The following is a 20,871-nucleotide window of genomic DNA, read 5'->3' as shown; positions in this document are numbered from 1 at the left end:
ATATACACAAATATTTGAATTACAAGGAATTAATTTACAAAGGTTTAAAAGTATCTGTTTTTTTATCATAACCATACGGACAATGTTTACATCCACTTTTACAGCAATGACCTCTTTTTAAATGGTATTTTTCTGTAAACACTCGATAACCTTCTTTGTTAAAATAAAAGTCCTCTGGTTCTAATTCAATTCGGGGTTTAAACATCCAACAAAATTAACATTTAAATTTTACTTCTTTTTATCTGGCGGAAACTTACTAATAATTTCTTTTACAAATGTTTGAATTCTCTCTGCTTTTTTAGCTCCAGTTATTGCTCCTAAAGCCCCAGAACCAATTCCTTGCCAAACTAATTTCTTGGATTTCACATCAATAAAATCAATAAATAAAGTACCTTCTGTTTGCTTGGTAATACGAAGCCTGTCTCGTCCATAATAATAAGATGGATAATAATATGAAATTGGATAATCAACTCTAGAATCTACATCAACTGTTTTTCTTGACTTGGCAAAAATACTCACCAACATGTCTGGATTCTCAGATTTTTTAAATCCTTTTGCAAGCAATCCTACTTCAATTGCTTTTAAAATTCTACGTTTATCTAAATCAGAAATTTTCGCTTTGTCAATTCCGCTTTTATAGAAGGCAAAAGTTTTGTAATTAGAAAAATCTGTTTTTGAATCGTAGTCTGTAACCACTCTTACACTACTACATGAAGCAAGTAAAAAAGTTGACAGAAATAATAGTATGAGTTTTTTCATCAGAAAATAGTTAAAGTTATCAAAGTCTAATTAGCAAAAAACATACCAAAAAGAATTTAAAAATTTTAAAAATACGCAAAGAATCAAATTATTTTTTAAGAATTCCGTAAATTGCGCACACAAAATTTTGATTTATTACGAATGGAACAAATAGCACCTTATAAGCCAATACATAAAGTAAGAATTGTAACCGCAGCATCATTATTTGATGGGCACGATGCGGCAATCAATATAATGAGAAGAATTATTCAATCTACTGGCGTAGAAGTAATTCATTTAGGACATGATAGAAGTGTTGAAGAAGTTGTAAACTGCGCCATACAAGAAGATGCAAATGCAATTGCAATGACCTCTTACCAAGGTGGACATAATGAGTATTTTAAATACATGTTCGACCTGTTAAAAGAAAAAGGCGCAGAACATATTAAAATATTTGGCGGCGGCGGCGGTGTAATTCTTCCTGAAGAAATCAAAGATTTGATGGATTATGGAATTACACGGATTTATTCTCCTGACGATGGAAGAGAATTAGGTTTGCAAGGAATGATTAATGACTTAGTGAAGCAATCTGATTATGCTAGCCCATCCTTAGTCCTTCCCAAAGGGAAGGAAATAGCAGGTTCTTTAAAAGAGAAAAGTATAAATACAATTGCAAGATTAATTTCTTTTGCAGAAAATCAGCATGACGAATTCGAAAGGCTTTTTTCCCCTTTGGGAAAATTAAAAGGGGATACTACTCCCGTTCTTGGAATTACAGGAACTGGTGGAGCAGGAAAATCATCTTTAGTGGACGAATTAGTTCGTCGTTTTTTAATTGATTTTCCAAATAAAACGGTTGGATTAATCTCTGTTGATCCATCAAAAAGAAAAACTGGCGGTGCACTTTTAGGAGATCGTATTCGTATGAATGCCATCAATAATTCTAGAGTTTATATGCGTTCTTTAGCAACTCGTCAATCTAATTTAGCCTTATCAAAATATGTAAATGAAGCAGTACAAGTTTTAAAAGCTGCTGAGTTCGATTTAATCATTTTAGAAACTTCTGGAATCGGGCAATCGGATACAGAAATTATAGAACATTCTGATACTTCTTTATATGTGATGACGCCAGAATTTGGAGCTGCAACGCAATTAGAGAAAATCGATATGTTAGATTTTGCTGATTTAGTTGCCATCAATAAATTTGATAAACGTGGCGCTTTAGATGCCATTCGCGACGTAAAAAAACAATACATGCGCAACAACAATTTGTGGGATGTTCATATGGATGACATGCCTGTTTTTGGAACCATAGCATCACAATTTAACGATCCAGGAATGAATACGCTGTACAAACGTATTATGGATAAATTGGTTGAAAAAACTGGAGCAGATTTAAAATCAGATATGGAAATCACTAAAGAAATGTCTGAAAAAATATTTGTGATTCCGCCAAGTAGAGTTCGTTATTTATCAGAAATATCTGAAAGCAATAGAGCCTACGATAAAAAAGTAGATGATCAAGTTGTGGTTGCTCAAAAATTATATGGGATTTATCAAACGATAGAATCAATCACAAACTCACCTGTAGAAATTATTAAAACAGGTTTGAATGAAGATGAGATCCTGTCTCTCGACTCCGCTCGAGATGACAAGGAATTTATCAAGCTACTTTTAGTACAATTCGAGAAAGTAAAACTAAACTTTGATCCTTTAAACTGGGAAATCATTTTAAACTGGAACGAGAAAGTTCAAAGATACAAAAACCCAATATACACCTTTAAAGTACGTGGAAAAGAAATCAATATAGAAACACACAGCGAATCGCTTTCACATTCACAAATACCTAAGATTAGTTTACCAAAATACCAAGCTTGGGGCGATTTATTGCGTTGGAATTTACAAGAAAATGTTCCTGGAGAATTTCCTTTCGCAGCTGGATTGTATCCGTTTAAAAGAACCGGTGAAGACCCAACAAGAATGTTTGCAGGAGAAGGCGGACCAGAAAGAACCAACAGGCGTTTCCATTATGTGAGTTTAGGAATGGATGCAAAGCGTTTATCAACTGCTTTTGATTCTGTTACTTTATACGGAAATGACCCTGGAGTTAGACCAGATATTTATGGTAAAATTGGTAATGCAGGTGTTTCAATTTGTTGTTTAGATGATGCCAAGAAATTATATTCTGGTTTCGATTTAAGTCATGCAATGACATCTGTTTCAATGACAATTAACGGTCCAGCACCAATGTTACTTGGCTTCTTTATGAATGCAGCCATCGATCAGAATTGTGAGAAATACATCAAAGAGCACAAATTAGAAAAACAAGTTGAAGCAAAATTTAAAGAAATTTACGATTCAAAAGGATTAGACAGACCTGTGTATCAAGGTGGTTTACCTGAAGGAAATAATGGTTTAGGATTAATGCTACTTGGATTAACAGGTGATATGATTTTACCTGTGGATGTGTATCAACAAATAAAAACAACTACTTTAAGTCAAGTTAGAGGGACGGTACAAGCAGATATTTTAAAAGAAGATCAAGCACAAAATACCTGTATTTTTTCTACAGAATTTGCATTGAGATTGATGGGAGATGTACAAGAATATTTCATCGAAAAGCAAGTGCGTAACTTTTATTCGGTTTCTATTTCTGGATATCATATTGCAGAAGCTGGTGCAAATCCAATTACACAATTGGCATTGACTTTATCTAACGGATTTACATATGTAGAATATTATTTATCAAGAGGAATGGACATTAATAAATTCGGACCGAATTTATCGTTCTTTTTCTCAAACGGAATCGACCCAGAATATTCTGTAATTGGTAGAGTTGCTCGTAAGATTTGGGCAAAAGCCATGAAGTACAAATACGGAGCAAATCCGAGAGCGCAAATGTTAAAGTATCACATTCAGACTTCTGGACGTTCTTTACATGCACAGGAAATTGATTTTAATGATATCCGTACAACATTACAAGCATTGTATGCAATCAATGATAATTGTAATTCTTTACACACCAATGCATACGATGAAGCGATTACCACTCCGACTGAAGAATCAGTTCGTAGAGCAATGGCGATTCAGTTAATCATCAACAAAGAATTAGGGTTGACGAAAAATGAAAATCCGATTCAAGGTGCATTTATTATTGAAGAATTGACTGATTTAGTAGAAGAAGCAGTCTTAACAGAATTTGATAGAATTACAGAGCGTGGTGGTGTTTTAGGCGCGATGGAAACGATGTATCAACGTTCTAAAATACAAGAAGAAAGTTTGTATTACGAAACGTTGAAACACAATGGAGAATTTCCAATTATTGGTGTAAATACATTCTTGAGTTCTAAAGGTTCTCCGACAGTTCAACCTGCGGAAGTAATTAGAGCAACTGAAGAAGAAAAACAATATCAAATACAGACGAAAGAATTGTTGAACAAAGCGAATCCTGATAAAGTTGTAACACAATTGGCAATTTTACAAGAAGCTGCAGTTCAGAATGAAAACTTATTTGACAAATTAATGGAAGCAACCAAGTTTTGTTCTTTAGGACAAATTACAGAAGCGTTGTTTAAAGTTGGTGGGCAATATAGGAGGAACATGTAAGCAGAGAACAAGTTTTTTATTAAAAAAACTTTGTGAATCGCTTATGCCGCCTTTTAGCGGCATCTTGGATTCTTTATTATTGTATATAACAAAATCTTATAAGCTGCTTATTCCAAGCTTGATTTCGAACTATAAAGAAATTAAAATCCGCACAAATTGTGCGGATTTTTGTTTTTGAAGAGATTGCTTTAAAAATATTTTCAAAGAATGATGCATCTTTTTTGTACCTTTTTTGTCTATTAGATGAACTTAAATATTTACGATCATGAAAAATAAAAACGAATGTACTTGTAATTGCGAAGGATGCAAAACAGGAAGTTGTGCTAATTGTACTTGCGAAAATTGTTCTTGTAACAATTGTAATTGTTAACTAAAATGTCACCTTGAGCGCAGTCGAAAGGTTTTAATCGTTCTCGACTGCGCTCGAAGGGACAATTTGAAAGATTGCTTCAATCGTACCTCTTTCGCAATGACAATATAATTCTATGACTACTCAACAAGTTTGGACAACCTATTCTGAAGATTTAAAAAGATTTATCATCAGTAAAGTAAAAGATGTTGCTATTGCTGATGATATTTTACAGAATACGTTTATCAAAATTCACACAAAATTACATACGTTAAAAGACATTACGAAACTAAAAGCGTGGTGCTTTACTGTGGCTCGGAATTCCATTTTAGATTACTGGAAATCTACCAATCAAACTTTTGAAATTGCTAATTTTGAAGCAGAAACAATTGCAGCAGAAGACCAACACACAGAAAAAGATTGTTTGCGTGCAATTTTACAAAGCTTGCCAAAAAAATACCGTGATCCTATCTTTTTATCAGATATAAAAGGGCTAAAACAACAAGAAGTTGCCGATCAATTAAAACAGAATTTACCAACAACCAAATCTCAAATTCAGCGAGCACGAAGACTCATTGCACAAGGTTTTATGGATTGCTGTGGTTATGTTTTAAATGATAAAGGGAAACTCGTTGGAGTGACCCAAGAAAAAGAAGATTGTAAGGTTTGTAATAATTAGGTGTTAGGTAAAAAAGATTTTCATCTGAGAAACCTGCTAGTTAAAATTCCATTTCTCACCTAAAGGCTCGAAATGACAAACTGAAAACTGTATGCTTATTCTTACTGACTAACGTCTCTTTTTTGGTGTTCTAGAAACTTTCTTTTTCCTTCTATTAAAAGGAATGGCATCATCAAATGTGTTTTTGGTTTCTGTTGCTTGTTTGTTCTTTTTCCAAGAATTGTTATCTGGCAACAACACTTTTAATAAATCTTGTCTTCCAACTTTATTTAGGGTGTTTCGAATCCAATCTCTATTCTCTTTTTTATACCAGAAGAAAAATTTATGTTGATCTTCTCGCTCCTTTTTTGATTTCGGAGTTTTTGTTGGCTTTAACGTATACGGATGATACCCTGAATAATAAATTACCGTTGCAACCGTCATTGGCGTTGGTGTAAAACCTTGTACTTGCTCTAACTGAAAACCCATGTCTTTGGTTTCAGCCGCCAAGTTTGCCATATCTTCTACTTCACTTGCAGGATGACTCGATATAAAATACGGAATTAATTGTAGGTTTAATTTTTTCTTAATATTGATTCTATCAAAACGTTCTTTAAACATGTGAAAATATTTAAAAGAAGGTTTACGCATCAACTTTAAAACAGGATCAGAAGTATGTTCTGGCGCTACTTTTAATCGACCCGAAACATGATTCGTCATTACCTCTTCTGTAAAGGCATCTAATTCTTTTGGATCTGCATTTTTATTGAATTCAGGAACCAACATATCGTGTCTAATTCCGCTACTAACAAACGATTTTTTTACTTTCGGATGTTTATCAACTGCTTGATACAATTCCGTTAACGGTTTGTGCGACGTATCTAAATTGCTGCAAATTACTGGCGAAATACAACTTGGCGCAACACATTTATCGCAGATAGATTGTATTTTCCCTTTCATCTGATACATGTTTGCAGAAGGTCCGCCAATATCAGATAAATAGCCTTTAAAATCTGGCATGTTTGCAACCGTATCAATTTCTTTTAAAATAGATTCTTGACTTCTACTTGCAATAAATTTTCCTTGGTGTGCAGAAATAGTACAAAAACTACATCCGCCAAAACAACCACGGTGAATATTGATAGAAAACTTAATCATTTCAAACGCAGGAATTGGTCCACGTTTGTTATATTTTGGATGTGGTAAACGCGTATAAGGCAAATCAAAAGAACCATCAATTTCTGCTTCTGTCATTGTTGGAAAAGGTGGATTGATCACCAACGTATTTTCTCCAACTTCTTGAAAAATTCTTCGTGCTTTTAATTTATTTGATTCTTGCTCAATGACTTTAAAGTTAGAAGCAAATGTTTTTTTATCACCCAAACAAGCTTCATGAGAGTTGATCGTTACATCTTCCCAATCGTTTACAACAGGAATTTTCTCTTCTTTTTGATTGACAAAAACGGCCGTTTGTTTGATGTTTTTTAAACTCGAAAACGGAACGCCTTTTTGTAATAATTCTACAATTTCGCGCAACGGTTGCTCTCCCATTCCGTACACCAACATATCTGCTTTAGAAGTTTCTAAAATAGTTGGCAATAATTTATCTGACCAATAATCGTAATGTGTAACACGTCTTAGTGACGCCTCAATTCCGCCAATTAAAACAGGAACATTTGGAAATTTTTCTTTTAATATTTTAGAATACACAGAAGTTGCATAATCGGGTCTAAAACCTTTATCGCCATTTGGTGTATACGCATCTTTGTCTCGTCTTCTTTTACTTGCAGTATAATTAGAAACCATCGGATCCATACATCCGCCAGTAACTCCAAAAAATAAACGAGGTTTTCCTAATTTTTCAAAATCTTGTAAATTATCATTTACACTTGGTTGTGGAACAATAGCAACGCGTAATCCGTAAGATTCTAAAATCCTACCAATTACTGCAGGTCCAAAAGATGGATGATCTACATAGGCATCTCCACTAAAAAGAATTACATCTAATTCTTCCCATCCTTTTAATTTTACCTCCTTATTTGTAGTTGGCAACCAATCTGTTAATCTTAATTCACTCATGCGCTGCAAAAATACGAGTTTTTAACTGATTCTGCTATTTTTAAACTTGTTTCGAGTTTTATTAAACTAAACTTTTGTGAAACAACTGTAACATCTTTAAAAAATGAGCGTCTAGTTAGTATATTTGACCAAATTTTGAAAATTATGAAGAAATTATTATTGGCGATTGTAACCATCGCTTTTTTGGGTAGTTGTTCTACCTCTAATGTATCTGTAAAAAAGAATTTAATTGAAGTTGGCATCAACTTAAACAATGTTGTTGATGACAAAGTTCAAGTTGAGGTAAATCCTCAAAAAATTAAAGAAGAAACGGTTGTATATAACATTCCTGCAATTGTACCTGGAACGTATGCAATGAGTAATTATGGAAAATTTGTTTCTGATTTTAAAGCTTTTGATTACGACGGAAATGAAATACCTGTTCAGAAATTAGACGACAATTCTTGGCAAGTAAACAATGCTAAAAAAATGGATAAAGTTTCTTATTGGGTTGATGATACTTTTGATTCTGAATTGAAACATGGAATTTATGTAATGGCAGGAACAAACATTGAAGAAGGTAAAAACTTCTTTTTAAATCTTCCTGGTTTTGTAGGATATTTTAAAGACAAAAAAGAAACTCCCTATACCATTACAATAACACATCCAACAGATTTATATGAAACTACTTCTTTAATTAACAAGAACACAACCAAGACAGACAATTCTAAAGATGTTTTTGTTGCTTCTCGTTATGATGAGATTTCTGACAATCCAATTATGTACGCTCCATTAAACAATGTGAGTTTTAATGTAGACGGAATTGAAGTTACACTTGCTATTTATTCTCCAAACAACATCCATAAAGCAAAAGACATGGAAGCAGATTTGAAGAAAATGGTACAAGCACAATCTAATTTCTTAAATGGATTTAAAACAACAAACGAATACAATATTTTATTGTATTTATTTGATCCAAAAGTATACAAATGGAATAGTTTTGGAGCTTTAGAACATCTTTCTTCTACAACGGTTGTTTACCCAGAAAGTTTTTCTAAAAAACAATTGGCAGACGGCATGATTAACGGAACCGTTTCTCATGAGTTTTTCCATATTGTTTCTCCGCTTTCTGTACATTCAGAAGAAATTCATTCTTTTGATTTTAACACCCCAAAAATGTCTAAACATTTATGGATGTATGAAGGAACAACAGAATATTTTGCCAACTTATTTCAAGTAAATCAAGGATTAATTACTGAGCAAGAATTTATCAATGAAATGCAAGGAAAAATTGCAGCTTCTAAGCGTTATGATGACACCATGCCTTTTACAGAAATGAGTAAAAATATTTTAGAGCCTAAATATGCAGCAAACTACGGAAACGTATATCAGAAAGGTGCTTTGATTGGAATGTCTTTAGATATTATTTTAAGAGAAGAAAGTAAAGGCGCTTACGGAATTTTAAATTTAATGAAAGATTTATCTAAAAAATACGGTGCACATAAATCTTTTAAAGATGATGAAATTATTGCTGAAATTGTAAAAATGACATATCCAGCTGTTGGAGAATTCTTTAAAAATAATGTTGAAGGAACCACGCCAATAGATTACAATGCATTATTTGCTAAAGTTGGTGTTGTAAACAAAAAGAAAACTGTAGATACAAGATATTTTATTGATAATAACAATCAACCTTTTATAAGTGTAAATAAAAACCGTGAAATTTTCTTTACCAAAAAAACAAATTCAGGATTAACCGCTTTAGGTGTTAAAGAAAATGATGTGTTAAAGAAAGTGAATGGTGAAGATTTTACTTTGCAAACAGCTAATACGATTATTGTAAAAACATTTGCTTGGAAAGCTGGTGATAAAATTACATTAGAAGTTGTCAGAGATGGAAAAACAATGACGTTAGAAGGGCTTGCAATTGTTCCTCAAACAGAACAAGTTGGTTTGGTAATTGAAGATTTACCTGCTGATAATCCCAAAGTTAAATTAAGAGAAGCTTGGTTAAAAGGCTAAACTTTCATGTCCGTTCGAGCGCAGTCGAGAACTACTAGTTAGTTCTATTTTATATTTTACATCTCGACTGCGCCCGATGGGACATAATTTTTTATTTATTTCTTCTTTGCAATCAAATGCGGAACTTCATCTAAATTCCAATCAATTACCAAACCACCAGCCAAGGATTTTGCAATTTCTTTTCCGTATAAATATTCACACAAATACAAGGCAGCTTCAAATGATTTTGCACCTCCGGCAGAAGTAATGTATTTTCCATCGTGTACAAACAATACTTTTTTTCTAATGTCTAAATCTGGAAACGTTTTTCGCATTAAATCAATATCCCTTGTAAAAGTTGTGGAAATTTTATCATTTAAAACACCTGCTTTTGCCAGCACAAAAGCACCATCGCAATGCGAAGTCATAAATTGCGCTTCTTTATCAACGCGCTGCACAAAATTAATCATTGCTGTATCATCTAAATCAGAATCTAAATGATGTTCTGCACTTGGCACAACCAAAATATCAATTTTGGGCAAACTATCTTTTAAATAATTAAAATCCGGTAAAATTTGCATTCCTTCAAAAGTGGTAATTGCTTCATCAGTATTTGCAACCGTAAACACATTCATTTGTTTGATTCCTTCTCTAAAAATAGTGTGCTGAAAAATATCATACGGAGCAGTTAATTCAGTATTAAAAGTTCCGTCCATGATTAAAAAAGCAACATTATATCGTCCTTCTTTTAACGCTGGAAATTTTTCCTGTATAATTTCATTTTTAGTTGAATCTTTACATCCAATAAGTATAAAAACAAGTAATATAAAGGCGATATTTTTCATTGTAAAATTGACTTTATGATTCGATAAATGTATTAAAATTCAATTTAACCATATTTGATGATTCTTAAATGTATTTTCTTTTGTAGATTTACTTCATAATCAACCTCATTTATATCATGAAAAAACAAGTTTTCTACACCCTTTTATCGTTCTTTTTTATCACCTTAATTAGCAGTTGCAAAACTAGCTCAAAAGAGGATATAAAAAAACCAAACACTTACGTTCAAGACAACTACACAAAAAAAGAAGTTAGCATTGAAATGCGTGACGGAACCAAATTATTCACGGTAATTTACGCTCCGAAAGACCAAAGCAAAACCTATCCAATTTTATTGCAAAGAACACCTTATAGTTGTGCGCCGTATGGAGAAGGAAAATTTAAAACTAAAATTAGTCCGAATACACAATTAATGAAAGAAGGAAATATTGTGGTCTATCAAGATGTTCGTGGACGTTGGATGAGCGAAGGAGTCTACGATAATATGCGTGCATATATTCCTAATAAAAAGAAGAATCAATCGGATGAAACCTCAGACACTTATGACACCATTGATTGGTTGGTTAAAAATGTAGATAATAATAATGGCCGAGTTGGAACTTGGGGTATTTCGTATCCTGGACATTACGCAACCGTTTCTACGATTGATGCGCATCCAGCATTAAAAGCGGCTTCTCCACAAGCTTCTATTGCAGATTTTTTCTTTGATGATTTCCATCATAATGGCGCCTTTTTATTGAGTTATTTTAGAGCCGTTTCTTTGTTCGGCGCGTATAAAGATCAGCCAACCGATACGGCTTGGTACTCACTGCCAAAAATGGATTCTCAAGACCAATATCAATTCTTTTTAGATGCTGGTCCTTTAAAAAATTTAAACAAATATTTTAGAAAAGAAACGGTTGATAATTTAAGTCCGCAGAACAATAACAAAATAGATGATTTCTTTTGGAAAGAACTTGTAGATCATCCAAATTATGATTCTGTTTGGCAAAGCAAAGGAATTATTCAACATTTAGATAAAGTTCCTTCAACAGTTGCTACAATGCTTGTTGCAGGAGAATTTGATGCTGAAGATTTGTACGGACCGTTAGCAACTTATAAAGCAATTGAAAAACACCAACCAAATAACTACAACACGTTGGTTTTTGGACCTTGGGATCACGGTGGATGGTCTAGAAGTACCGTAAAAAATATTGTTGGAAACTATTATTTCGGAGATTCAATTTCGTTAAAATTCCAAAAAGACGTAGAATCTAAATTCTTTAATCATTTCTTAAAAGGAAATGGCGATAAAAATTCTGGATTGCCAGAAGCCTACGTATTTGATTCTGGAAAAAAAGAATGGAGTTCTTTTGATGTTTGGCCACCAAAACAAGCGGTAAAAGAAGATTGGTTTTTATCTGACAATCAAAAATTAACTGCGAACAAGAAAAGTACAAAAGCAATTAAATTTATTAGCGATATCAAACATCCTGTTCCGTATTCTGAAGATATTAAAACGGTTTTTACCCCAAGAAAATACATGACAGATGATCAACGTTTTGCAGCAAGAAGACCAGACGTATTGGTTTTTGAAACGGGTGTACTGACAGAAGATTTTACCTTGGCTGGAGATATTTTAGCAAAACTAAAAGTGGCAACAACCGGAACTGCAGCAGATTGGATTGTAAAAGTAATTGACGTACATCCAAAAGATACAAAAAACAACAATAAAAATATGCAATCGCATTTAAAAATGAGTAATTACCATTTAATGGTTCGTAGCGAAGTGATGCGTGGCCGTTTTAGAAATAGTTTTTCAAAACCAGAACCTTTTAAACCTAACAGAAAAACCAATGTAAATATTACATTACAAGATGTTTTTCACACCTTTAAAAAAGGACATAAATTACAAATTCAAGTACAAAGTACTTGGTTTCCTCTGATTGATTTAAATCCGCAAACCTATGTAGACAACATCTACAAAGCTGATGCAACAGATTTTAAAACACAAACACATACTGTATTTACAGATTCTGCAATAGAATTTACGGTACTTAAAAACTAAGAAATGAAAAAACTATTTATACTCTCATTAATTGTGCTTGCAAGTTGCACAAACGATAAAAAATCAACAGAACAAAAACGCTGGGAACAACACGCTAAAAACACAGAAATTATTCGAGACAATTTTGGCGTTCCACATGTGTACGGAAAAACAGACGCGGATGCTGTATTCGGATTGTTATATGCACAAGCAGAAGACGATTTTAATCGTGTAGAACGAAATTATATTTGGGCCATTGGAAGATTGGCAGAAATTGAAGGAGAAAAATCGTTGTACAGCGATTTGCGTGCTCGTTTATACATGACCGAAAAAGAAGCCAAAGAAAATTTTGAAAACAGTCCAGCATGGTTACAAAAATTATGTGTTGCTTTTGCTGATGGATTGAATTATTACTTGGCAAAAAATCCAGAAGTAACACCAAAACTACTTACACATTTTGAACCTTGGATGCCGATGTATTTTAGCGAAGGTTCTATTGGTGGAGATATCGAAAGAGTTTCTACTACAAAAATAAAAGATTTTTACGATCCTCAAAATAAAATGGCTGTTGTAGATAACGGTTTAATTCGCTTAAAAGATGATGAACCAAGAGGCTCCAACGGATTTGCAATTGCGGGATCTAAAACAAAATCTGGCAACGCAATGTTGTTGATCAATCCGCATACTTCTTTCTTTTTTAGAGGCGAAGTGCATATGGTTAGCGAAGAAGGGTTAAATGCTTACGGAGCTGTAACTTGGGGGCAATTTTTTGTCTATCAAGGATTCAATAGCAAAACGGGTTGGATGCACACATCAACAGGAACAGATATAATTGATGAATTTGAAGAAACAGTTGTAAAAAATGGTGCTAAAACTTCGTATAAATATGGTGATGAAGTTCGTCCGATGGATTCTATTAAAGTCCATGTAAAATATGCCTCTGCAAACGGAATCAAAGAAAAATCTTTTATGACGTATAGAACACATCACGGACCAATTACACATGCAAATGGCGATAAATGGGTCACAACCGCCTTAATGTGGAGTCCCATAAAAGCGTTGACACAATCTTTTACAAGAACCAAAAAATCAAATCATAAAGAGTTTTATGAAATGATGGATATCAGAACAAACTCATCAAACAATACTGTGTATGCTGATGCAGACGGAACAATTGCGTATTATCACGGAAATTTTATTCCGAAAAGAGATGTTCGTTTTGATTATACAAAACCTGTAGACGGAAGCAATCCGAAAACAGATTGGCAAGGATTGCATCCTTTAGAAGATAATATTATGGTGTTAAATCCACCAAATGGCTGGATTCAGAATTGTAATTCTACTCCATTTACAAGTGCTTTGCAATACAGTCCGAAAAAAGAAAATTACCCAAACTACATGTATTCTTTTCCTGAAAACTTTAGAGGAATTCATGCAATTCCGCTGCTTACAAAAGCAACAGGTTTAACCCTAGATTCTTTAATAGATTTAGCCTACGATCCGTATCTGCCAGGAGCAGATATGTTAATTTCTGGATTGTTAGAAGCTGCAAAAAAATCTCGTGTAAAAAGCAAAGAAGCAAGAGAAGCCATTGCTTTATTAAAAAAATGGGATTTTAAAGTTGCTGTAAATTCTGTTGAAATGACGTTGGCTCAATTCTACATAAACGCTTATTATAGTTCCGGAAAAATTCCGAGAATGGATGGAAATAAAAGAATCAGTAGAATGGGACGATTTGAATATATGAGTAAAACTGCTAGTTATAAAGAACGTTTAGAAATTTTTCAGCAAAGTTTAGAAAAGTTAAAAGCAGATTTTGGTTCTTGGAAAACTCCTTGGGGAGAATTTAATCGTTACCAACGTAATGATGGAAAAATCCAGCAAGATTTTAACGATGCAAAACCAAGTATCGCTGTTGGAATGGCTTCTAGTTCTTGGGGAGCTTTGGCTTCTTTCGGAACTCGTTTTGGAAAAGACACCAAACGTCAATACGGAACTTCTGGAAACAGTTTTGTAGCCGTAGTAGAATTTGGAGATAAAGTAAAAGCTAAAACTATGTTGGCTGGTGGAGAAAGCGGAGACCCAAAATCTCCACATTTTTCTGATCAGTCACAACGGTATGCCGACAAACAATTTAAAGATGTTGCATATTATAGAGAAGATGTGTTAAAAAGAGCAGAAGCTACATATCATCCTGGAGAAGAAAAAAACAAAAAATAACTTTTATAACATGAAAATTAAATTTAAAATTCAGTTTTTAGCGTTATTTGTTTTTACGATTACAGTACAAGCGCAAGAAAAAGCGGTTCCTGTTTTTAAAGATGGTGAAGCGCAAATTGTAGAAGCTTTTAAGGATCCTAAAAACTGGATTCGAACCGATTTATGGGTAGAAACTACTTTTGACACTGATGGCGATGGAAGATTGGACAGAATGCATGTAGATGTAACAAGACCAAAACAAACAGAAACTGAAGGATTAAAATTACCAATAGTGTATGAATCGAGTCCGTATTATTCAGGAACAGCAGGAAATGCACCCATATTTTGGAATGTAAAACAAGAGCTTGGTGAGCAACCAAAACCAAGAAATCATGTTGAAGTAGTCCGAACAGGAAAACGTCCAATTATTTCAAACTCTCAAATAAGCACTTGGGTTCCTAGAGGATATATTGTAGTGCACTCTTCATCTCCTGGAACTGGTTTATCAGATGGTTCTCCAACTGTTGGTGGCGATAATGAATCTTTAGCTCCAAAAGCAGTCATTGATTGGTTGTGTGGAAGAGCAAAAGGATTTACAACAAGAGAAGGAACTGAAACGGTAACCGCATTTTGGTCTACCGGAAAAGTGGGAATGACAGGAACTTCGTACAACGGAACAATTCCGTTAGCAGCCGCAACAACTGGTGTTAAAGGATTAGAAGCAATTATTCCTATCGCTCCAAATACTTCGTATTATCACTATTACAGATCAAATGGTTTGGTACGTTCTCCTAGCGGATATTTAGGAGAAGACATTGATGTTTTATATGATTTTATTCATAGCGGAAAAGAAGAAAATAGAGCTCATAATAATAAAGTAGTTCGCGATACAGAAATGGCGAATGGAATGGATAGAATTACTGGAGATTATAATGATTTTTGGGCGGGACGAGATTATTTAAATGACATGAAACCAATGAAAGCTGCCTTATTAATGTCGCATGGTTTTAACGATTGGAATGTGATGCCAGAACACAGTTATAGAATTTACAAAAGAGCCGAAGAAATGGGATTGCCAACCCAAATTTTTTATCATCAAAACGGGCACGGTGGACCACCGCCAATGAAAATGATGAATCGCTGGTTTACACATTATTTACACGGAATCGATAACGGTGTAGAAAACGATGCAAAAGCTTGGATTGTTAGAGAAAACGACCCAAGAGATCAACCAACTCCGTACAAAGAGTATCCAAATCCTGATGCAAAACCCGTTACGTTACATCTACAAAAAGGAGGATTAACTGCTGGAAATTTATCCGACAAAAAAGCAAGCAAGAATGTAAATGAAACTTTGGTTGACGATTATAATTTTTCTGGAATCGACTTGGCAAAAGCTTCAAATTCTAAAAACAGATTGCTGTATGTTACTCCTGTTTTAAAAGAAGATATTCATCTTTCTGGATTGACTTCTATAACTGTAAAAGTGGCAAGTAGTAAACCCGCAGTAAATTTATCAATTTGGATGGTTTCTTTACCTTGGAATGAAGGTCGAGTAAAAATTACAGATAATATTATTACTCGTGGTTGGGCAGATTTACAGAACTACAAATCGTTGCGCAGAAGCAACCCTTTACAGCCTGGAAAATTTTATAAAATGACTTTTGATTTACAACCAGATGATCAAATTATTAAAAAAGGACAACAAATTGGATTGATGATTTTTTCTAGTGATACTAATTTTACTTTATTACCAAAACCTGGAACCGAATTAACGGTTGATTTGAATGGGACTTCAATTACAATTCCTATTGTTGGTGGAAAAGATGCTTTTGAAAAAGCAATAAAACAATAATTTTGTTAAAAGAACTTCAAATAAAAAGCACAAACTTATCTTGTTTGTGCTTTTTATTTTTTTAGAATCTGCATCAACAGAAACATAAAAAACGCTGCAAGTACAGCAACTCCTGCAACTATAATCCAAGTTGAATCAAACCCAATTGCACTTACTAAATGCATTCCTGAATTATGACTAAAAATGTGTGCAAAAGAAAATGCAATGCTATACAGTGCCATGTATTCTCCTTGATTTCCTTTTTTTGCTCGTTCCATTGCAAATGCATTTGAAAACGGAAAAGCGATCATTTCTCCAACGGTCATTAAAAACATTCCGATGATTAAAATGCCTGTCCAAGTAGAAATCAATAACACAACAAAACTTAATGCTGTTAATATTCCTCCAAACAACATCAATCCAACTTTCGTATATTTTGAATTTTCTAACCACTTGATCAACGGCATTTCTAATAGAAAAATCACAAAACCATTCATTCCTAATAACAAACCTATTTCTTGTTCTGTTAAAAAATGAACGCTACTATAATACAACGGCATTGTAGAAAAATACTGTAAAAATACAGCACCAAACAACATCATTGCTATTAAAAAAATCCAAAATGCTTTGTCTGAATATGCGGATATCGGATTTACTGCTTTTGTTTCATCCAACACTTTTGATTTCTTCGGATTTAAAACTTGCAGCAATAAAATTCCTGCTAAGAAACACGTAATTCCGTCAATCCAAAATAATCCAGAATATCCAATGGATGCAATAATTAAACCTCCAATTGCGGGTCCGGCAGAAAAACCTAAATTAATTGCCAAACGAATAAGTGTTACTGAACGGGTTTTATTTTCTGACTTGCTATACGAACTCAATGCCACAAACATTGCAGGTCTAAACATATCAGCAATTAACATCAATCCAAAAATACCAGCACAAAAACCAGTAAAAGTAGTTACAAACTGCATGGCAAAAAATGCTAATCCAGTTCCTATCAAACTAAAAAACATCACTTTATAATAGCCAAATTTATCGGTGAGTTTTCCTCCAATCCAAGAACCCATAACAGAACCCAATCCGAAGAAAGACATAATCCAACCGACATCAGCTAAAGTAAAATTTAGACTTTTTATTAAATACAAAGACAAAAATGGAATTACCATGGTTCCGGCTCTGTTGATTAAAGTAATCAACGCCAACCACCAAACTTCTTTAGAAAGTCCTCTAAAAGTATTGATGTAGTTAAAATACAATTTTTTCATTTTTTTGGTTATCGTTTGATGTTGTTTTTCATTTTGACCCTCAAACTACCTTTCGACTCCGCTCAAGGTGACATTTTCAAATTAATTCATCTAATCAATTCTAAATAGAATTGAAGTTTCATTAAAAATAAAAAGTCCGACTGTGAAGTCGGACTCTAAATAATAATACTTTATATGTTGCTATCATTATAATACATTAGACACCCGATTTTTTCGACTTTTAATCGACTTCTGACATCTATATGTAATGACAATTCTCATTTCTTGTTTTTTTGATGCGATAAATCTACATAAATAATTGTAAAAACTGTATTTTTATTTTTTAAAATATTCTTTTATCATGAAAAACATTTCTATTCTTTTCTTTTTATGCCTTTTTATTTCTTGCAACAAAGCAAAAAAAGACGATTACGTTAGCAAAATTAAAGAGTTTCAATACGAAGAAAATTTAAAATTTTTAGACGAGAGTGAATCTCCATTGACAAAAGAAGACTTAAAAACTTTTAAAAAGTTAGATTTTTATCCAATCAATAAAAAATACAGAATTGTTGCTAAATTAGAAAAAACTGTAAACGCGCCTGTTTTTGAAATGAAAACGACAAAAGAAAGAAGACCTTTGTATATAAAATATGGAACTGTTACCTTTACTTTAGACGGCAAAGAACAAAAAATTCCGATTTATCAAAGTAAAGATATAGAAAGAGACCCGCAATATATTAATTATTTGTTTTTCCCTTTTACAGATAAAACAAGCGGAAAAAGTTCTTATGGCGGTGGACGTTATATTGATGTTTACACTACAGATGAAAAGCTAGACGGAACTATTCTTATCGATTTTAACAAAGCTTACAATCCGTATTGTGCGTATAGCGATCGTTATTCTTGCCCGTTAACACCAAAAGAAAATACGCTTTCTGTAGAAATTCTTGCTGGAGTTAAAGCCTATAAAAAGCATTAAAAAAGCAGCATAAAAAATTTATGTTGCTTTTATTTGTTACCACTTTTTATTTAATCTTTTTTTAATTCACAGAACCTATCAAGTTTAAGATTGTAAAACGAGGTTTAGTGTTAGCAACTAATACAATGTCCTGTTTTACTTTCCCTTTTTCAATTGGCACATACATCACTTTGATTTCTGCAAACTCATTCAATTTTACATTTTTTTTTGTAAAATTAGTAACTGTACAACTACAACTACTTTGCACATCTTCTAAAATTAAATCATTTTTAGATATATTCTTTATTTTAAAAGTGTAATTTATAGTGTCTTTCATAGTAATAGATCCAAAGTCATACGTCATTTTTGAATATTCCACCACAGGAGCTTCTCTAAAATACTCATTTACTTTATCACAAGAATAAAATATTGAATTTGCTATTAATAACAAAAATATAAGTTTTATTTTTTTCATAATATATTTTTTTAATGTGCACAAATTCCGTTACAGGTATATGATAAAAGCCAACCACATCCAATAGTAGGCTTTTTACAAAACCAAACAAAGCAGTTCGAACCCCAAGGACACCAATCTGATTCTCTACTACAATCACAATAATATTCACCTTCATCAACTATTGCTTTATTTGTAATATCTTTAATTATAATATTCTTAGCTGTAATATCATTAGCATTAGTTAAATTAATGTTTGAAAAATAATTTCTTAAACTTTCATCAGAAAATAATGTTTTTGCTTTTTCTTCTTGTTTAAGCAACTTGTAATAATTTTCTATATTATTCTCTTTTAAATCTTTTTTAAAGAACGAAGGATTAAGCTCGTTTATTAACTCTTTTACAAAAGCAGTTTGATCATTATTTAAAGCAGCTTTTTCATTTTTAAGTATAAAATTCAGCTTTTGATTCCATAATATGTGTTTCTCATTTTCAGTCAAAAGACTATATGCTAATTTTTGACTAGATTTTTTAAGGTTAATAACCTCTTCTATTTTTAAAGCATCAATTTCTTCGTCAAAAGAATTATGACAATTATATAAAAAGAAACAGGCAAATAGGTAAAGCGATAAATTTAAAAATTTTTTCTTCATGATATTTTTTTTTAAGTTATTAAGGTACAATATAATAACAACAACAACAACAACAACAACAACCAAAAAAAATTAAATATTTATTTCAATGTCATCTTCTAAATCTTTTATTATTGCTTTTTCTATTGCTTCTAAATGAGGCTTTCTTACTTTTAGTTTTGTTGTTGCGTGTGCTTTTTCGTTTAATTGACAAAACATGTTAGCAACTTTAATTGCTGTTGGCAATAATTGATTTTCTGGAACAATTACATCTAAAAATCCAGCTTTTATAGCATTTTTTGGGTTATAGATTTCAGAATTATTTACACTTCTATCTAAATAAATATGTGATAATTTTGCTCTAGCAATAGCAATTCCTGCGTGATGCATCGTCATACCAATCATCACTTCATTCAATCCAATTTTAAAATCTCCTTCTACTCCAATTCTATAGTCTGCAGACAATAATAAAAATCCGCCTTTTGCAATTGCATGACCAGAACAAGCAACAATTATTGGTTTTGGAAATGATAACATTCTCAATGACAGTCTCGAACCTTTTGTGACCAGTTCCTTTGCAGATTCAGGTGATTTTGTCATTACTTTTAAATCGAATCCAGCAGAAAAAATTCCTGGTTGCCCTGTTAAAATAACAATTTTATTTTCTTCTAAAGCTTTGTCTAAACTAGCGTTTAAGCCTTCTATGACTTCATGAGAAATAGCATTTGCTTTTCCGTTTGCAATGGTAATTATTGCATGATTTTCTTCACTTTTATACTGTACTACTTCGTTCATTTTCTATTTATTATTTGACGGAGCTCAACTAATGAGATTTCTCGTCGTTCATTCTTCTCTCTGTCGAAATGACATTTAAACTCTAATTTGTATCGAAATGCTATTTATTTTACAATATAAATTCCTGCAAAAACAGCTAAAAATCCAACAACAAAACTGGCAATCGTATAAAATGCAAAACTTGTAAAATCTCCTGATTTTAAAAACACATGATTTTCATAAGCAAAGGTCGAAAAAGTTGTAAAACCGCCACAAAACCCTGTTGCTAACAACAAGGTATGATTTTCTGTTAACGCTTCGTTTTTAGCAGCATAACCCAAAATAATTCCGATGAATAAACTTCCTAAAATATTTACTAAAAATGTTCCGTACGGAATTCCAGTTTCAGAATTATTTAAGAATTTACTAAATAAAAAACGCAATGCGCTTCCAAATCCGCCGCCAATAAAAACAAGTAGTAATTGTTTCAT

16 protein-coding genes are annotated in these 20,871 nt (G+C 32.7%); 7 read left to right on the top strand and 9 right to left on the bottom strand.

From position 1 onward, the window contains the following. Positions 1-34: 34 nt before the first annotated feature. Both KCTC32516_RS06985 and KCTC32516_RS06980 read right to left on the bottom strand, forming a co-directional pair. The gene (locus KCTC32516_RS06985; protein ID WP_301399705.1) at positions 35-205 is read right to left on the bottom strand and encodes a C1orf53 family protein; all 171 of its coding nucleotides are present in this window, start codon (positions 203-205) and stop codon (positions 35-37) included. A 23-nt stretch (positions 206-228) separates the two neighbouring features. Then, positions 229-759: a DUF4136 domain-containing protein gene (locus KCTC32516_RS06980; RefSeq protein ID WP_301399704.1), complete on the bottom strand. Its 531-nt coding sequence runs from the start codon at positions 757-759 to the stop codon at positions 229-231. Between the two features lie 141 nt (positions 760-900). Between KCTC32516_RS06980 and KCTC32516_RS06975 the strand changes: the two genes are divergently transcribed. After that, positions 901-4,344, top strand: coding sequence for a methylmalonyl-CoA mutase family protein (locus KCTC32516_RS06975; RefSeq protein WP_301399702.1), 3,444 nt, complete (start codon positions 901-903; stop codon positions 4,342-4,344). A gap of 485 nt (positions 4,345-4,829) precedes the next feature. Further along, positions 4,830-5,372 (top strand): sigma-70 family RNA polymerase sigma factor, encoded by a 543-nt coding sequence (locus tag KCTC32516_RS06970; RefSeq protein WP_301399701.1) that lies wholly within the window; start codon positions 4,830-4,832, stop codon positions 5,370-5,372. A 108-nt stretch (positions 5,373-5,480) separates the two neighbouring features. Here the strand turns inward: KCTC32516_RS06970 and KCTC32516_RS06965 are convergent, their stop codons facing one another. Next, positions 5,481-7,430 carry a YgiQ family radical SAM protein gene (locus KCTC32516_RS06965; protein WP_301399700.1) on the bottom strand — a complete coding sequence of 650 codons (1,950 nt, stop codon included), beginning with the start codon at positions 7,428-7,430 and terminating at the stop codon, positions 5,481-5,483. A gap of 144 nt (positions 7,431-7,574) precedes the next feature. On the opposite strand from KCTC32516_RS06965, the gene KCTC32516_RS06960 reads away from it, so the two are divergent. Then, a complete protein-coding gene (locus KCTC32516_RS06960) occupies positions 7,575-9,431 on the top strand; it encodes a M61 family metallopeptidase (RefSeq protein WP_301399699.1) in 1,857 nt (618 codons plus the stop codon). A 95-nt stretch (positions 9,432-9,526) separates the two neighbouring features. Here the strand turns inward: KCTC32516_RS06960 and KCTC32516_RS06955 are convergent, their stop codons facing one another. Continuing rightward, the gene (locus KCTC32516_RS06955; RefSeq protein WP_301399698.1) at positions 9,527-10,255 is read right to left on the bottom strand and encodes a DJ-1/PfpI family protein; all 729 of its coding nucleotides are present in this window, start codon (positions 10,253-10,255) and stop codon (positions 9,527-9,529) included. 116 nt (positions 10,256-10,371) lie between these two features. Here KCTC32516_RS06955 and KCTC32516_RS06950 point away from each other — a divergent pair, with 116 nt between their 5' ends. The 3 genes from KCTC32516_RS06950 to KCTC32516_RS06940 are packed head-to-tail and all read left to right on the top strand — an operon-like array spanning position 10,372 to position 16,333. Further along, positions 10,372-12,300, top strand: a complete 1,929-nt coding sequence (locus KCTC32516_RS06950) for a CocE/NonD family hydrolase (RefSeq protein ID WP_301399697.1) — start codon at positions 10,372-10,374, stop codon at positions 12,298-12,300. Positions 12,301-12,303: 3 nt separating this feature from the next. Beyond that, positions 12,304-14,499, top strand: coding sequence for an acylase (locus KCTC32516_RS06945; RefSeq protein WP_301399696.1), 2,196 nt, complete (start codon positions 12,304-12,306; stop codon positions 14,497-14,499). A 10-nt stretch (positions 14,500-14,509) separates the two neighbouring features. Further along, entirely contained in the window at positions 14,510-16,333 is a 1,824-nt protein-coding gene (locus KCTC32516_RS06940; protein ID WP_301399695.1) for a Xaa-Pro dipeptidyl-peptidase, read from the top strand. A 53-nt stretch (positions 16,334-16,386) separates the two neighbouring features. Here KCTC32516_RS06940 and KCTC32516_RS06935 read toward each other — a convergent pair whose 3' ends face one another. Continuing rightward, positions 16,387-17,583 carry an MFS transporter gene (locus tag KCTC32516_RS06935; protein WP_301399694.1) on the bottom strand — a complete coding sequence of 399 codons (1,197 nt, stop codon included), beginning with the start codon at positions 17,581-17,583 and terminating at the stop codon, positions 16,387-16,389. A gap of 340 nt (positions 17,584-17,923) precedes the next feature. Here KCTC32516_RS06935 and KCTC32516_RS06930 point away from each other — a divergent pair, with 340 nt between their 5' ends. Further along, entirely contained in the window at positions 17,924-18,541 is a 618-nt protein-coding gene (locus KCTC32516_RS06930) for a DUF1684 domain-containing protein (protein ID WP_301399693.1), read from the top strand. A gap of 61 nt (positions 18,542-18,602) precedes the next feature. Here the strand turns inward: KCTC32516_RS06930 and KCTC32516_RS06925 are convergent, their stop codons facing one another. The 4 genes from KCTC32516_RS06925 to crcB all read right to left on the bottom strand — a co-directional run bounded on the left by KCTC32516_RS06925 (position 18,603) and on the right by crcB (position 20,871). After that, positions 18,603-18,995, bottom strand: coding sequence for a DUF1573 domain-containing protein (locus tag KCTC32516_RS06925; protein WP_301399692.1), 393 nt, complete (start codon positions 18,993-18,995; stop codon positions 18,603-18,605). Positions 18,996-19,006: 11 nt separating this feature from the next. Further along, complete coding sequence (locus KCTC32516_RS06920; RefSeq protein ID WP_301399691.1) at positions 19,007-19,627, bottom strand: bacteriocin fulvocin C-related protein; 621 nt, start codon at positions 19,625-19,627, stop codon at positions 19,007-19,009. 72 nt (positions 19,628-19,699) lie between these two features. After that, entirely contained in the window at positions 19,700-20,401 is a 702-nt protein-coding gene (locus KCTC32516_RS06915) for a crotonase/enoyl-CoA hydratase family protein (protein WP_301399690.1), read from the bottom strand. A 104-nt stretch (positions 20,402-20,505) separates the two neighbouring features. Then, positions 20,506-20,871 (bottom strand): fluoride efflux transporter CrcB, encoded by a 366-nt coding sequence (gene crcB, locus KCTC32516_RS06910; RefSeq protein WP_301399689.1) that lies wholly within the window; start codon positions 20,869-20,871, stop codon positions 20,506-20,508.

The organism is Polaribacter huanghezhanensis (assembly GCF_030444335.1).
Classification (GTDB): domain Bacteria; phylum Bacteroidota; class Bacteroidia; order Flavobacteriales; family Flavobacteriaceae; genus Polaribacter; species Polaribacter huanghezhanensis.
This window is presented reverse-complemented; position numbering and strand designations above follow the sequence as displayed.

Bases quoted from the DNA above. Each gene is read 5' to 3' on its own strand.
- KCTC32516_RS06985 (WP_301399705.1), bottom strand. From the start codon at position 205: ATGTTTAAACCCCGAATTGAATTAGAACCAGAGGACTTTTATTTTAAC.
- KCTC32516_RS06980 (WP_301399704.1), bottom strand. From the start codon at position 759: ATGAAAAAACTCATACTATTATTTCTGTCAACTTTTTTACTTGCTTCA.
- KCTC32516_RS06975 (WP_301399702.1), top strand. From the start codon at position 901: ATGGAACAAATAGCACCTTATAAGCCAATACATAAAGTAAGAATTGTA.
- KCTC32516_RS06970 (WP_301399701.1), top strand. From the start codon at position 4,830: ATGACTACTCAACAAGTTTGGACAACCTATTCTGAAGATTTAAAAAGA.
- KCTC32516_RS06965 (WP_301399700.1), bottom strand. From the start codon at position 7,430: ATGAGTGAATTAAGATTAACAGATTGGTTGCCAACTACAAATAAGGAG.
- KCTC32516_RS06960 (WP_301399699.1), top strand. From the start codon at position 7,575: ATGAAGAAATTATTATTGGCGATTGTAACCATCGCTTTTTTGGGTAGT.
- KCTC32516_RS06955 (WP_301399698.1), bottom strand. From the start codon at position 10,255: ATGAAAAATATCGCCTTTATATTACTTGTTTTTATACTTATTGGATGT.
- KCTC32516_RS06950 (WP_301399697.1), top strand. From the start codon at position 10,372: ATGAAAAAACAAGTTTTCTACACCCTTTTATCGTTCTTTTTTATCACC.
- KCTC32516_RS06945 (WP_301399696.1), top strand. From the start codon at position 12,304: ATGAAAAAACTATTTATACTCTCATTAATTGTGCTTGCAAGTTGCACA.
- KCTC32516_RS06940 (WP_301399695.1), top strand. From the start codon at position 14,510: ATGAAAATTAAATTTAAAATTCAGTTTTTAGCGTTATTTGTTTTTACG.
- KCTC32516_RS06935 (WP_301399694.1), bottom strand. From the start codon at position 17,583: ATGAAAAAATTGTATTTTAACTACATCAATACTTTTAGAGGACTTTCT.
- KCTC32516_RS06930 (WP_301399693.1), top strand. From the start codon at position 17,924: ATGAAAAACATTTCTATTCTTTTCTTTTTATGCCTTTTTATTTCTTGC.
- KCTC32516_RS06925 (WP_301399692.1), bottom strand. From the start codon at position 18,995: ATGAAAAAAATAAAACTTATATTTTTGTTATTAATAGCAAATTCAATA.
- KCTC32516_RS06920 (WP_301399691.1), bottom strand. From the start codon at position 19,627: ATGAAGAAAAAATTTTTAAATTTATCGCTTTACCTATTTGCCTGTTTC.
- KCTC32516_RS06915 (WP_301399690.1), bottom strand. From the start codon at position 20,401: ATGAACGAAGTAGTACAGTATAAAAGTGAAGAAAATCATGCAATAATT.
- crcB (WP_301399689.1), bottom strand. From the start codon at position 20,871: ATGAAACAATTACTACTTGTTTTTATTGGCGGCGGATTTGGAAGCGCA.